At 68.7% G+C, this 13,567-nt stretch carries 15 protein-coding genes; 4 read left to right on the top strand and 11 right to left on the bottom strand.

Annotated elements, in window-relative coordinates; all coding sequences use genetic code 11:
* Positions 1 to 31: 31 nt before the first annotated feature.
* A complete protein-coding gene (locus tag HD841_RS14030; protein WP_179509519.1) occupies positions 32 to 769 on the bottom strand; it encodes a hypothetical protein in 738 nt (245 codons plus the stop codon).
* A gap of 62 nt (positions 770 to 831) precedes the next feature.
* Between HD841_RS14030 and HD841_RS14025 the strand changes: the two genes are divergently transcribed.
* A complete protein-coding gene (locus HD841_RS14025; protein WP_179509518.1) occupies positions 832 to 1,407 on the top strand; it encodes a hypothetical protein in 576 nt (191 codons plus the stop codon).
* Positions 1,408 to 1,421: 14 nt separating this feature from the next.
* Positions 1,422 to 2,351 (top strand): hypothetical protein, encoded by a 930-nt coding sequence (locus HD841_RS14020; RefSeq protein ID WP_179509517.1) that lies wholly within the window; start codon positions 1,422 to 1,424, stop codon positions 2,349 to 2,351.
* A gap of 350 nt (positions 2,352 to 2,701) precedes the next feature.
* Here the strand turns inward: HD841_RS14020 and HD841_RS14015 are convergent, their stop codons facing one another.
* Complete coding sequence (locus HD841_RS14015) at positions 2,702 to 3,550, bottom strand: oxidoreductase (protein WP_179509516.1); 849 nt, start codon at positions 3,548 to 3,550, stop codon at positions 2,702 to 2,704.
* A gap of 49 nt (positions 3,551 to 3,599) precedes the next feature.
* Here HD841_RS14015 and HD841_RS14010 point away from each other — a divergent pair, with 49 nt between their 5' ends.
* Positions 3,600 to 4,208: a TetR/AcrR family transcriptional regulator gene (locus tag HD841_RS14010; RefSeq protein ID WP_179509515.1), complete on the top strand. Its 609-nt coding sequence runs from the start codon at positions 3,600 to 3,602 to the stop codon at positions 4,206 to 4,208.
* A 39-nt stretch (positions 4,209 to 4,247) separates the two neighbouring features.
* Here HD841_RS14010 and HD841_RS20770 read toward each other — a convergent pair whose 3' ends face one another.
* The 9 genes from HD841_RS20770 to HD841_RS13970 form a co-directional block, all read right to left on the bottom strand.
* On the bottom strand, positions 4,248 to 4,556 hold the full coding sequence (locus HD841_RS20770) for an alpha/beta hydrolase (protein ID WP_257015579.1): 309 nt from the start codon (positions 4,554 to 4,556) through the stop codon (positions 4,248 to 4,250).
* Complete coding sequence (locus tag HD841_RS21010) at positions 4,556 to 5,311, bottom strand: alpha/beta hydrolase fold domain-containing protein (protein WP_373563027.1); 756 nt, start codon at positions 5,309 to 5,311, stop codon at positions 4,556 to 4,558. The genes HD841_RS20770 and HD841_RS21010 overlap by 1 nt, the downstream gene beginning before the upstream one ends.
* Positions 5,312 to 5,332: 21 nt before the next feature.
* Entirely contained in the window at positions 5,333 to 6,640 is a 1,308-nt protein-coding gene (locus HD841_RS14000; RefSeq protein WP_179509514.1) for a retropepsin-like aspartic protease family protein, read from the bottom strand.
* 1 nt (position 6,641) lies between these two features.
* Positions 6,642 to 8,324, bottom strand: coding sequence for an alpha/beta hydrolase (locus HD841_RS13995; RefSeq protein ID WP_257015578.1), 1,683 nt, complete (start codon positions 8,322 to 8,324; stop codon positions 6,642 to 6,644).
* Positions 8,321 to 9,049 (bottom strand): aspartate/glutamate racemase family protein, encoded by a 729-nt coding sequence (locus HD841_RS13990; protein WP_179509730.1) that lies wholly within the window; start codon positions 9,047 to 9,049, stop codon positions 8,321 to 8,323. The genes HD841_RS13995 and HD841_RS13990 overlap by 4 nt, the downstream gene beginning before the upstream one ends.
* Positions 9,049 to 10,431: an FAD-containing oxidoreductase gene (locus HD841_RS13985; RefSeq protein ID WP_179509513.1), complete on the bottom strand. Its 1,383-nt coding sequence runs from the start codon at positions 10,429 to 10,431 to the stop codon at positions 9,049 to 9,051. The genes HD841_RS13990 and HD841_RS13985 overlap by 1 nt, the downstream gene beginning before the upstream one ends.
* Before the next feature lie 120 nt (positions 10,432 to 10,551).
* Positions 10,552 to 11,133: a DUF308 domain-containing protein gene (locus HD841_RS13980; protein ID WP_179509512.1), complete on the bottom strand. Its 582-nt coding sequence runs from the start codon at positions 11,131 to 11,133 to the stop codon at positions 10,552 to 10,554.
* Between the two features lie 106 nt (positions 11,134 to 11,239).
* A complete protein-coding gene (locus HD841_RS13975; protein ID WP_179509511.1) occupies positions 11,240 to 11,881 on the bottom strand; it encodes an NrsF family protein in 642 nt (213 codons plus the stop codon).
* Complete coding sequence (locus tag HD841_RS13970; protein WP_257015612.1) at positions 11,871 to 12,374, bottom strand: sigma-70 family RNA polymerase sigma factor; 504 nt, start codon at positions 12,372 to 12,374, stop codon at positions 11,871 to 11,873. The genes HD841_RS13975 and HD841_RS13970 overlap by 11 nt, the downstream gene beginning before the upstream one ends.
* Positions 12,375 to 12,686: 312 nt before the next feature.
* Here HD841_RS13970 and HD841_RS13965 point away from each other — a divergent pair, with 312 nt between their 5' ends.
* Positions 12,687 to 13,547 carry a LysR family transcriptional regulator gene (locus HD841_RS13965; protein ID WP_179509509.1) on the top strand — a complete coding sequence of 287 codons (861 nt, stop codon included), beginning with the start codon at positions 12,687 to 12,689 and terminating at the stop codon, positions 13,545 to 13,547.
* The last annotated feature ends 20 nt before the right edge of the window (positions 13,548 to 13,567 follow it).

The raw sequence follows: 13,567 nt of genomic DNA, 5'->3' as shown, positions 1-13,567 counted from the left end.
TGGGCGCTTACGGCGCCCGTCTCGATCGCGATCAGCCGTCTAGGCCGGCATATCGGAAGGTCGGATCGCTCCATTTTGGCTGCAGGCCGTGCTCCGCGACATAGTCCCTGAGCCGCTGCTCCAGCGTGCCGAACGTGGGGTTTGGGAGCCCCGTTCGCTCGAAGATCTCGTCGATCCGCTCCGACTTGGAGTGGACCCAGTCGATCGAGATAATCTTCGGCGCCTCCGCCAGCTCGCGGGTGACGAACCCCGGCGACAGTCGGCCGGCATTGCTTGCCGCGATGGTTAGGATAGCGCCCTTGGTGTTGGTCAGCTTGTCGAGCGTGACCGCGTTGATCAGGCCCTGGCCCATCACTGATTGCAGCGTCATCAGCCCGTCGCCGAGGGAAACCACGTCCGCACCGCCGTTGCGGTGCGCCTCGGTCTGCACCTCGCGCGGCCGGCAGCCGCTATAGTCGGCCATGTCGCCCTCGGCGATCGACGCGCGGGCGACGCAGCCGATCTCCGTCATCCCGCGCATCAGCGCGACCGCGAGGGCGGCGCATCGGTCGAGGCTCTCCTCATGAAAGTCACTGGCAATGTAGAAGGCATCGCCCATCTGATGCGCGAACAGGCGCTCTCCGTCTCGGGGGTAGCATTTCCGTCCGATCGCGAAGATCAGGCTGGTGAGCTGGCCGATGCCACGCAGCGCCTGGTCGCCCGCGCTCCAGAGGTTGCTGAACCCCTCGACGTCGATCCAAATTCCCCAGCGTCCCTTCTCTTGCTCCAACCTGCTTCTCCCGTCCGGTCGATTGGACTTCGGCTTATGCGCCCGTGCGCTATGATTACGCAATGCAGCCATTCGACCTCGATCATCTACCGGCCACCGCTTGGCCGGATGCGCTTAGGCCGGTTGGCGAATCGACCCATGCGAAAGAGCCCTTCGATGCCTGGTGGTCGCGCAACCGCGAAGTGCTGGCACACCTGCCGGCCGACCTGAGCGAGCAATGGATTTACCGGCACTGGACCCATTCCCCGTTCAGCTTCCTCCCGCCTGAAACGCTCTCTTGGGAAAGGCGGATATGGGACGGCAAAGTGCTGCTGGCAGCCATCCACCGGGCCTGGGGCGGCGAGCTGCATCCCCAGTTCGATTATGACACCTTCCAGGGGCGCGGTGGTGCCGATCGTCATGCGACGGCGGTCGCGCTTGACCAAGGGACTTGGGACTATCCGATGGTGCTCCTATCTACACCGTTCGGCGTTATCGACGGCGGTGCAAGCTTACCCGATGTGCGACTGGTTATCGTCGAGGGGCACCAGCGGCACCGCTATTTGAACGCGCTGCACGTCCTTGGGCGGGCACCGGCGGGGCCGCATGAAACCATCATCTTGTCGACGCCGCTCACCGGTGCCGGCCGGGCGGCCTAGGACATCGCGCACCCATGAAGATCATTATCGCCTGCGACGAATCTGGCGCAAAGGGCTATGCCGACCAAGACGAGCAATTTCCCGGACAGGTCGGCGTGTTCGCCGGGCTGTTTGTGCCGGAGGAAATGCTGTCCGACGCCGAGCCGAGGCTCGAAGCGGTAATCGCGCCCTATCGCGGTAATGACGGCAAGCTGCACATCACCGATCTGCAACCGTCACTGCAGGCGGGATTGCGGGCGGACCTGTTCGCGGTAATACTCGATCTCAAATTACCCTGCTTTTGGTATGCGATCCATGTCGCCGGTTTCCACCGCTGGCATCAAACCGTTGAGCAGCTGCACGCGAATGCGCGGGCGGACATGGCGGCTTCCAACCCTAATCCCAGGATCAAGGTCGGCAGTCCGCGCGAAAAGCCGGAGTTGCTCCACGCGATCCTGTTCACGGGCCTTTACGGCCACATCGTCGCCTATATCGAGGAGCGGAATCCGGGACCCGTCGATATCGTGGTGCGCACTGACAATGTCGATGCGCCGATCGCGAAGCTGTTCCGACAAAAAGCAGCCGACCTGCTCGACATGAATCCCCGCACCATCAGCGCCGCCGGCTTCGACACGGTCACGAAGACGGTGGTGAGCGCTCAGATGCGGTTCGAAGCGCAGCTTCCGCCCGAGCTTCAGGTGACGACGACGGTCGACAGTCTGGCGATCACGCCGGTCAGCGATGAGGACCCGATCGTGGTGGCGGCCGATGTCCTCGCCAACAGCCTCTGTCATCTGTTCCACAGTCGTCCCGCTGAGCTTCTATATGCCGACCTCAACCGCCTGTCCGCAGTCGAAGACCATCCGCTGCTCGACGTGCTCGCGACGTTCAGGAACTGGGAAGGCCCGGACATCAGCGACCGGATGTACCGTCACCCGGCCGCCCCGCCGCTCGAAGACGCGTGATCAGGTCTGGCCGTATCACCAATGCCCCGCCGGTGCCCATGACGATCGTAACGTAAGGGAAAGCCTAGCCGTTGTTCGACCAGCCCGATTTCGAGGACAGTCGCCTGTCGGCAAGCGGCCCAAAGACGGTCATCGACCATGGCTCCCTCGCAAGGCCGGAACGTCCGCTGTCGCCGAAAGCGGTCGATCGAGTGAAGAGGTAGGAATGACCGGAATGTCCCACTGCTCGTCATTTTCACCATCGCTGGTCGGCGCAGGCGAACATGAATGGATGTCTGAAGTTGGGTAGCGCGAAATGACCCCTGAATGTCGTTTTGTGGGTCAGCCCGGTCATCATCTCCTTATCGGTGCTAGGACGATGAAAAGGCCGTCGATCGGGACAGCGGTGCCCAGACTTCGATCTCTTCTCGCATTTCGTCGATCTTCTTATCGACCAGTTGGAGAGCATCGTCACCTAGGAAGAGCCGCGTGGGAGGTGCATCCGCATCGATCAATGCGAGCAGCGCCTGTGCCGCTCTCGCGGGATCGCCGGGCTGATATCCGCTCTTTGCGGCCCTTGCCTCACGAACTGGGTCAATGACCGTGTCGTAATCGTCGATGCTTCTCGGGGTGCGTTCCATCGAGCGGCCCGCCCAGTCGGTGCGGAACTGCCCTGGTGCGAGTGAGGTGACGCGAATCCCAAAGCTCGCCACCTCCTTCCCGAGCGCCTCAGAGATACCTTCGAGCGCGAACTTGCTGCCGCAGTAGAAGCTGATCCCTGGCATGGTGATGAAGCCACCCATCGAAGTGACGTTGACGATGTGACCGCGACGGCGCTGACGCATGCCCGGCAACACCGCCTTCATCATCGCGACAGGGCCGTACACGTTGGCGGCGAACTGCCGGTGAAGGTCGTCGATCGACGATTCCTCCAGCGCGCCTTCGTGGCCATAACCGGCATTGTTGACGAGCACGTCGATCGGGCCGACCCGCGTGATGGCCGCGGCGACCGCATCGGGGATGCGCGCGTAATCGGTCACGTCGAGAAGGAGCGGGTGGGCCCGCCCAGCGCCCCGTGCGGCGAACGTGTCCGCGTCGTCCTGCTTGCGCACGGTTCCGATGACACGATGGCCCGCGGCAAGCGCGCCTGCGGCGAAAGCGCGGCCAAGACCGGAGCTGACGCCGGTGATGAGGAAGGTTTTTGGAGCCTTGTCGGTCATGAGCTATCTCCTATGGCAGCCAGCAAGTGTATCATGATATAGTTAGCTTATGACGGACGACAAGCCAGGAAAGATCAGCAGGGGCGAACCTGTACGCCAGCGCGTGCTCGATGCGGCGGAGAGGCTGCTGCGGGATGGGCGTGCGACCTATTCCATGCGCGACCTGGCAACCGAGGCGGGTGTCAGCTTCGTCACCCCGTTCAATCACTTCGGCGGCAAGGCCGCGATCATGCACGCTCTATCCGCACGCCGTATCGACGCGATGATCGCACGGTTTAAAGCGGCGCCCGCGCCGCGCGATCTCATGGCGCGCGTGCGTCTGGGGGTCGAGCTGGCGGTGACGGTGATGCTCGAGCAGCCGAAGGTCAATCGTGCGGTGATGAGCTGGATCGGTACGGCCGGACCGCCCCCGGGGCAGGTGCTGGCGCACTCGACCGCCTTGTGGGCGCTGGCGACACAGGATGAGGAGGTGTCGGGCCCAGGCGACCGGAGCCGGGACACGGCGGGACTGCCAGTCCAACTCGCGCTCGGCTTCCGCGGCGTCCTTTCGTTCTGGACCGCGGGTGAGATCGCCGACGACGAGCTTGCGCCAGCCGCGCGAGCGATCGCCGCGACGCTCGTGGCAGGCTTCAGCGACCCGCAGCATGGCGCCGTTTAACGCGAACGCTGACCACTTCTTCCGCGGCAGGCGAACGCATCAGGTGCGCGAGAGCCGGTCATGCACGAAGCGGGTGACCTCGCGCGCGGCGTCTCGATCCTCGGGCGTTCCGCCGAAGCCACCGTGCGGCATCGCCTCGAACACGTGGAGCTCGGCCGGCACCTGCGCGGCGAGCAGCCGGCGATGCAGGCGCACCGTGTTCGACAGGAACAGGTCGCGCGTGCCGGTCAGAAGCAGCGTGGGCGGGAAGCCGGTGACGTCGCCGAACAACGGAGAGAGATAGGGGTGGGCCAGGTCGGCGCCGCCGGCATACAGACGATTGTTCGCCATCAGCGAACCCGGCAGCATCACATCGACTCCCCGGCGTTGACGGCGAAGCTGTCGCCGCTCTCCGTCAGGTCGACCTCGGGCGACAGCAGCACCAGCGCGGCGGGCATCGACAGGCCTTCGTCCCGCGCGCGCAGCAGCATCGCGGCCGCCAGATTGCCCCCCGCCGAGCGGCCCCCGACGACGATATGACGGGCAGGGTGACGCTCCAGCGCCGCGCGATAGACCGCCAGACAGTCGTCCAGCGCCGCCGGATAGCGATGCTCGGGTGGCAGGCGATAGTCGATGCTCCACACCGTCACGCGGAGCTGGTCGGCCTGCACGCACGCGCCGTGGCGACAGGCATCGCCGCCTCCGAAGACCAGGGCGCCGCCGTGCAGCTCCAGGTAGACCGCGTCGCTCGCGATCACATCCGCTGGCGTGGCGACGTGGACCAGTGCACCGTCGAACCGGGTCGTCGCCACGGTCGCTTCAGGCATGTCGGATGCAGCTGCGAGCAGGCGCACGTAATTCGCGTCCACCGCAGCCTTGACCTTCTCCCAGCCCGCCACGTCGTCGTGCGCCGGCATCTCGAACGACGCGTTGAGCGGCACGCCGTCCGTTCCAATGAGCCGCTCCAGCGCGGCGCGTGCCTCCACGCTGATCGAGGTGGGAGTCGGTATCGTCCGTGCCTCCAGCCGCAGCGATCGCTCATCCGTTATCATCTGCCCTTCCAGTCCCATATAGCCCGCGCCCGGCAGCAGCAGGCCCGCGCCGTCGTATGAGCCATGATCCACACCGTATCGCGCGCGGTCTCGTCAACCATCCGCCCGGCAGGTGCCTGCTTTCGGCGGCTCGTCGCCGAGCAGGAGCCGCGTCGAGCGGAAGTCGAAGGTGTAGCTACATCTCGCCGACAGCCCCGATTGTCCGAGATTGCCGAGGATCGGGGAGGCTCTGTCTCCGTCGAGCGCGACGGACACGCCATGTTCCTCGACCCTCGCCGCGCCGACGCCGATCGTCAAGTCGGGCTCCCACGCGGCCTCGGCATCGCTGCCGCCACCCAGTCCCAGGGTGGTGTCGCGCTGCCTCGACCAGAGCCGTACGCGATCGGTGAAGCGTGCCGCGTAGCTCGCGTAGAGCGTGGTCCGGTTCGCCCCCGTGTCGATGCTCATCAGCCCTCTGCGCCCGGCGATCTCCACCTCGGCCAGCGGCGTCAGCGCGTTCATGAAGAGAGGTGCGCCCGAGCGGAGCGGCGGCGCGGCGCGGTCGATCGTCATGGTGCCCTCCCGTTCGATCCGGAAACGACCGAGCTGCGTCAATGCCGGCAAGCCGAGGACGGCGTCGATCCGATAGTCCGCGTGCGGTGCCCGGATCCGCAGCGCTGCATCGGGGACGACGATCGCCACCACGTTCCGAAGGATCACGCCGCCGACCGGGAGTTCGTCGATCACGGCGAGCCGCGCGGTCACCGCATGGCCGGTCGATCCGGCGACATGGTAGCCGGCGTCACGGACCTCCAGTCGCAGGCGACGCGCCGCGGTCTCGGACACGACGGAAAGGTTCGCGCCCGTGTCGATCAACCACGGGAGCGTGACATCGCGCACGGTCAGATCGACGGTTCGGGTGCCCAGTACATTGAGGTAGGTGCGCAGCGTCGCGGTCCGGCGTCCCGTCATCGACGGCCTGGGCAGGTCACGCAGCACCGCCGCGGTCGCGAGTTGATCGCGAAGGTCGGAGAGTCTGTCCGGATCGATGTGCTCTCGTCGCGTGCCGAGCCAGCGCGCCAACAGGGCATGGTGCTTTCCGTACTCACCGAGGCGCAGGTAGGTATCGAGCAGCGTCTCGAATACCGGTTCGGCACGGCGCGATCCGTTCCGCTCCAGCGCGGTCAGGCACGGCGGGAGCAGCTTCGCCGCCGTTTCGAGCTGGTTGGCACGGCTGGCGATGATGCCCTCCACGGCGCAGCGATCAGCGCCCGCCGGCATCGTCGCGGCGAGCGAGCGCGCTTCCGCCATGTCCCATTGTGCGAGGGCGGCATCCACGGGCAGCACAGCGGGAGCCCGCGAAAGCGCCGCGGCCGCAGGCGCGGCAGCCACGGCGAGGGTAAGCATCGCGCGAAACGTCATCTCATGATGCCTGGTCGGGTCGCGCGGTCGTGCGCGCCGGTGACGCGGCGGGGAGCTTTCCGGAGCCTTCGTCCCACGTCTCGCCGGGCCTGGCCGCGGCATACATGGCGCGGGTCATCTCCTTCCATAGCGCGTTGCGGTCGCCGGCGCGGGCGTAGAGTTGCGCCATGCTGTGGGTCGCGCCGGGCACGAAGCGGATGTCGGCGCGGCCGCCGAGCCGGCGCAGCGCGGCGTCGAGCCGATGAACCGGGCCATCGAGATAATAGGAATCGGCGTCGCCGACGATGACATGGAGCTTGCCAACGAGATGCCCGCGCCGGTGGGGCCACTCGGCCTGGAGCTTGCGCACGATATCATAATGCTCGCGCCAGTAAGCGGCCACGGCAGTGTCGACGGCGCCGGTTTCGCGATCGAACAAGAGGGCAGGCGTGCCGTCCGCGCGCCGTGGCGAGAACACCCACTCGAACGAGCGGAGCTGTCCACCGTGGCGGCCGAGCACGCGCTCCAGCCGGGCGGCGCTCTCGATCGTGTCGAGAACCTCGCCGTGGTCGCGCTCGAGCGGACGCGGTGTTCCGTCGGGTGCACGGTACAGGTTCGCCTCGCGTGCGTAGATGTCGACGCCGAGGAAGTCGTGGAAGTCGACAGGGTCCGGTGCGGTCGCCCAGCTGCCGCCGAACACGCCTGGGTAGCGCACCATCGCCCACAGCGCGAACCAGCCGCCCGAGCTGTGCCCCGTCAGGAAGCGACCCGACGGCCGCGCGTCCATCCGATAGCGCGCCTCGAGCGCGGGGATGACGTCGCGGACCAGCGCCTCACCCCATGGGCCGTTGCTAGCGCTGTCCGCGAACTCGGTCGTGCCCGTCGCCGTGGCGTGGTCGAGCGCGACCCAGATCATCGGCGGGATCGCGCCCGTCTCCATCAGATGCCACATGCGCGACAGCTGCTGGCCAGCGAGCTTGTGCCCGACGCCGAACCCGCCCGCCGTGTAGACCGTCGGATAGGTGCGGCGCGAGGTGGGATCATAGCCGGGCGGGGTCAGCACCCACGCCGCCACGGCCTGTCGCTCCTCGCGGAAGCGCGTCAGCGCGCGGGAGGCGATGCGCTCGTCGTGGAGGTGCGGGCGGGACGCCGCGATCTGCATCGCCGCCGCGGGGGGAAGATCGGCGGCGTCGAACTGATCGGTCGCCGGCGGCACGGCGTGGTCGAGCTGCAGTGTCGGCGTCGACGCGAGCGGGAGACGCACGGTCACGACCTCGGACAGGAGATCGCCGGGTCCCCGACCGGCGAAGATATAGTCGCCGTCCCGGTCGAGCACCGCCTGCACGCGGTAGCTGCCGGGTGCCAGCGAGGCGAGGCTCGCCGGGAAGGCTTCTGTCGCGGCGTCGATCGTCACCGAACGCCCGCCGCTGAACCCCGCCACGTCGCGCCCTGCCACCCAGACCTGACGACCGCGGTCCAGGTCGACCGCGGCGCCGCGCGCGTCTGCGCCGCTCGCCGGCGCGGCGAACACCAGCAGCCGACCACGCGCATCCGCGGCGAGGTCGGGGCGCAGCGTCACGATGAAGCGCGGCTCCGGATCGGCCGCGCCGATGAGGAGCGCGGCCGACGCCGACGCGAGCAGCAGACGCATCACGCTGGACGTGCGGAACTGCCGTGCTGCGGCGGTGAGAGTGTCTCGGCTCATTCGGCCGTCCGCCCCGCTTCGTCGTCGCGCTCGACCGACAGCGCGCGATCGAGCGCGGCGGCGGCGTGGAGCGCGGTGGTGTCAAAGACCGGCACCGGGCTGTCCTCCTGTCCCACCAGCAGCATGATCTCGGTGCAGCCGAGGATCACCGCCTCCGCGCCGGACGCGACGAGCCGCGCGATCACCGCGCGATAGGCATCGCGCGACGCGGGCTCGACCCGCCCGGCGACCAGTTCGTCGTAGATGATCCGGTGCACGGTCGCGCGGTCCGCCGCCTCGGGGACGATCACCTCCAGGCCGAAGGCGTCGCGTAGCCGCCCCTTGTAGAAGTCCTGCTCCATCGTGAAGGCGGTGCCGAGCAGGCCGACCCTGCGCAGGCCGGCGGCGACGATCCGCTCCGCGGTGGCGTCGGCGATGTGGACCAGCGGGACGCCCACCGCGCCCTGCACCGCCGGCGCCATCCGGTGCATGGTGTTGGTGCAGATCAGCAGCAGCTCCGCGCCGGCCGCCTCTAGCCGCCGGGCGGCGTCCACCATCCGCGCGGTGAGACCGTCCCAGTCGCCGGCATGTTGCAGCGCCTCGATCTCCGCGAAGTCGAACGACCACAAGAGGCAGCGCGCCGAGGCGGTCGGCCCCAGGCGCGCGCGGGCGCCCTCGTTGAGGAGGCGGTAATAGGCCGCCGAGCTCTCCCAGCTCATCCCGCCGATCAGGCCGATCATCCGCATCATGCCGCTCCGTTCCAGGGTTCAAGGTCGAGCAACAGCGTCGGGATCAGCTCCGACACGGTGGGATGGATCGGCACCGCCCAGCGGAGCCGCTCGATCGGCTGGCCGGCGTTCATCATGTCGAGCAGGCCGTGGATCGCCTCGTCGCCGCCGGTGCCGAGGATCGCCGCGCCGAGCACGCGTCGCGTCTCCGCGTCGGCGACGACCTTCATGAAGCCCTTCGTCTCACCTTTCTCGACCGCACGGCCGACGCGCGTCATCGGGCGCGTCGCGCGCAGCAGCGGCCGACCGGTCGCGCGTGCCTGTGCGTCGGTCAGGCCGACGCGGGCGAGCGGGGGATCGGTGTAGAGCGCATAGCCGGGCACACGCTGGCTGACGCGCCGCTCCTCGCCGTCGAGCAGATTGGCCGCGACGATCTCGAAATCATTGTAGGCGGTGTGGGTGAAGGCCCCGCGGCCGTTGCAGTCGCCGAGCGCCCAGATGCCGGGGACGCTGCTCTCCAGGTGATCGTCGACGATCACATAGCCGCGCGGGTCGACCGCGACGCCGGCCGCCTCCAGCCCGAGATCGTCGGTGTTGGGGCGCCGGCCGACCGCCATCAGCACGTGGCTGGCGAGCAACGGCGACGAGCCGGTGGCGCAGTCGACGCGCACCGCGACCTCATCACCCTCGCGCGCGAAGCCGATACAGTCCGCGCCGGTCCGCACGGTGATGCCCTCGGCCTCGAGGATCGTGCGCACCGCCGCGGAGACGTCCTCGTCCTCGCGCGCGATCAGCCGGTCCATGCGCTCGACGATCGTCACCGCCGCGCCGAAGCGGCGGTACATCTGCGCGAACTCCAGGCCGATATAGCTGCCGCCGACCACCACCAGGTGGCGCGGCAGCGTGTCGAGCGCGACCATGCCGGTGTTGGTCAGGAACGGGACGTCGTCTATGCCCGGCAGATCAGGTACGGCCGCGCGACCGCCGACGTTGATGAAGACGCGCGGCGCGGTCAGCCGCTCGCCCGCCACGGCGACGACGGTGGCGGACTCGAAGCGGGCGTGGCCGCGGATCAGCTCGACGCGGGTCAGTCCGGAGAGCCACGCCTCGTTGCCGCGTCGGCCGGCCTGGATGACGGCGTCCGCGCGCGCCGCCACCGCGCCCATGTCGACGGCGACGGAGGCGGCGGTGAAGCCATAGTCCGCCCCCCGCCGGGCGGTGTGCAGCGCGTGGGCGCTGGCGACCAGCGTCTTGGTCGGCCGGCAGCCGGTGTTGACGCAGGTGCCGCCGACCCAATGTCGCTCGATGATGGCGACGGTCTGGCCCGCGGCGCTGAGCCTGGCGGCGAGTGCTGGCCCCGCCTGGCCGGCACCGATGATGATGGCGTCGAAGCTCCGCATGCTAGGCGTACCTTGATCGTGTGAGGCGCTGGGCCTTGTGGCAGAGGTGGTGGGCCCGCGCGAGGCGGGCCCGCGTGCGATCGGACGAGGCTGAGGCGCACGTCATGGAGGGGAGACCGCTCAGGCGGCGGCAACCTTGGCGCGGCGGCGTGCGGCGCTGACCGTCAGCGACACCGCCGAGACGAGGAAGTAGAAGGCGCCGAAGGCGGCATAGGGCGCGATGTCGGCGATGCCGACCGCGGCCGGGCCGGCGGCCTTGCTCAGCATATGCGCACCGGCGAGGCCGGACTGCGCGCCGCTCAGGATCATCGCCCATTGCGCGCCATAGGCCTTCCAGCGTCGCACGCCGGTGGCGAGCTGGAACAGACCGGACAGGACCGCCCAGACGCCGAAGACCTGCAGGACCGCGTGCGGCCCGTGCGGCAGGGTCGCCGCGACCGCGACGGCGGTCACGGCGCTCACCGCGAAGTTGAGCATCTGGCTCTTGTTGCGCGCGAGCCCGCCGCTCCGCGCGGCGTCGAGATAGTTCGCGAACGCGTCCCAAGCGGGGTAGGCGACGAGCATCGCGGCGGCGAGCGCGGGGCTCGTCCCGGCGATGGTGAAGGCCAGCGCGACCCAGACGGCGGCCACCGCGAAGCGCAGGTAATAATAGCTCCTGAGCCAGCGCAGGTCGGGCGCTCTCGTGTCGGCAGTGATCGTCATGGCAGGTTCCTTTCGGGGTGTAGGCGCGCGTCGTCGCTCCCGGCGAACCGGGTCGGTCGGCGACGGTCGGGTCGAGGCGCGGCCTGGCTGGCCGCGAAACATCAGGTCAGAGGCGGAAGCGCCGCGGCAGGCACCATCGCGCCGCGGCGGTCACGGCGCCGCAGCCGATGCCGTACCAGACCACCGCGTAGAGCGGGTCGTCGAAGGGGCAGCAGAAGGCGAAGACGAAGGCGCCGCAGGTGCCGGCGGCGAGCCCGGCAGCGAGCGCGCTGCGCCGCGGCTGGGTCGGCGCGGCGCGTCGCATCAGCGCGCCGAGCAACGCCATGACGGGCAGCGAGAGCACGACGATCGACGTGGCGCACACGATTCCGCTCGCCGGGTCGATACGGTCGAGCAGCGCGCGGTGCGCCGCGCCCGAAGGGGTGACGAACATGCCCGCGACGATCGCCGCGGCCGCCAGCCCGCCGGCGAGGATCAGGCCCGGTCGCGTCCGCGCCGCCGGCGAGAAGGAGCGGATCGCCACCGCGCAGGCCGTCACGGCGAGGAGGGCGAGGCTTCCCACCCGCCACATCAGATAGGGCGAGTCCGCCGCGTGACGCATGTCCGGCCGCATCGCGCCCATGGCGAGGAACAGTGCCAGCTCCATCCCGCACAGCGCGACGAGGAGCGCGCCCTCGCGCACGAGGTTGCGGCGCTGGACAGGCGCGAGGCCGGACGAGAGCGCGGCGATCAGGGCGTCATTCGACATCGGGGGTTTTCTCGATCAGGGCCGTGAGCCGGGCGAGGCCACGGTGGATGTTCATCTTCACGGCCGATGGTGACAGGCCGATCCGCGACGAGGCCTCCTCGACGCTATAGCCTTGCACCTTCACCAGCAGGATCGCCTGCGCCTGCGCCGGGCGCAGCGCCTCGAGCAGGGTGGCGAGCACGGAGCTGCTGACCACTGCCGCCTCATGGTCGCCGACCGCGACCTCCTCGGACAGCTCATCGTCCGGTCGCCGGGCGAGGCTCCGCAGCTGGTCGACCCATTTGTTCTTGGCGATCGACGCGAGCCACGGCCCGAACGGGTAGCGCGGATCGTAGGTGTGGCGGCGGCGATGCACCGCCATCAGCGTCTCCTGCACGGCGTCGTCCACCTCGCCGGCGGGTAGGCGCCGGGTGAAATAGCGGGTCAGCCATGCCGACGTTTCCGCAAGCAGCCGGCGGTACGCGCCGCCATGTCCGTTCTGGGCGGCGGCCATCAGGTTGCCCCACTCGTCCGGCGCGGGGCGCGCCGGTCGCTCACGGCTGGCCCGCGCGGCGTCGAATGACGACCGGGGGATCAGTCTCGAGAGGAACTCGGTTCGCATGGTCTGTTATTCGTCCGCTGGGCGATCTCGGTCACCGGCCTCGACCTTTTCTTTTCCAAGCATTCGCTTGAACGGAGCTTGCCTGTCATGTTCGACGCCTCGGCGTAAGCTGCGCCCATCATCGCCGGGTTGAACTGAAAGGCCGCGGACGCTCGTATAAATGGAGGCCGCGCACGATGCCGCGGGTGTGATGGAAGGACCGAGATGGAGTGGAGCGACGTCCGCATCTTCCTGGCCGTGATGCGGTCGGGCACGCTGGGCGGCGCGGCCCGCGCGCTGCGCCTCAGCCATCCCACCGTCGGGCGGCGGCTCCGCGCGCTCGAGGAGGCGACCGGTCAGATCCTGTTCCAGCGGACCGCCGACGGCCTCGTGCTGACCGAGGAGGGAAGCGCCATCGTGGCGCTGGCGGAGCAGATGGAGGAGGGCGCGCTGGCGCTCGAGCGACGGCTCGCCGGGCAGGAACAGGCGCTCCGCGGCGCGCTGCGCATCGCCTCGGCCGACTGGTTCGGCGCCTATGTGCTCCCCCCGATCGTCGCCAACTACACGAGCGCCTACCCCGGCGTCGAAGTCGAGATCCTCACCGGTACGCGCCTGTTCAGCCTCGCGCAGCGTGAATCGGACATCGCCTTCCGCATCGTTCCCTTCGACACCTCGGATATCGTGCAGCGACGGCTCGCCCGCTTGAACTACGGCGTCTACGTCGCGGCGACGGCGCCCGAGCCCGTGTTCGGTGACGGCACGGGCTTTCGTCTGATCACCCACGACACCTCCACCGGGCATTTCCCCGACATCGACTGGCTCAAGGCGAACTTCCCCCATGCGGCGCCGGTCGTGCGGTCGAACAACAGGAACGTGCAGGCGCATCTGTGCCGCCAGGGCGTCGGCATCGCCGTGCTCCCTCGTGCGGTCGGCGACCAGGTGCCGGGGCTGCGGCGCCTCAGCCTGCCGGTCGAGCCGCCCAGCCGCGACATCTGGATGGGTTACCATCGCGATCTCAAGCATCTGCAGCGTCTGCGCGCCTTCATCCAAACCGTTGAGGCGCATCTCCGAACTGTCTTGCCGTGATCCGACGATGACGCGGGCAT

It is taken from the genome of Sphingomonas melonis, assembly GCF_013409985.1.
GTDB lineage: Bacteria > Pseudomonadota > Alphaproteobacteria > Sphingomonadales > Sphingomonadaceae > Sphingomonas > Sphingomonas melonis_A.
This window is presented reverse-complemented; position numbering and strand designations above follow the sequence as displayed.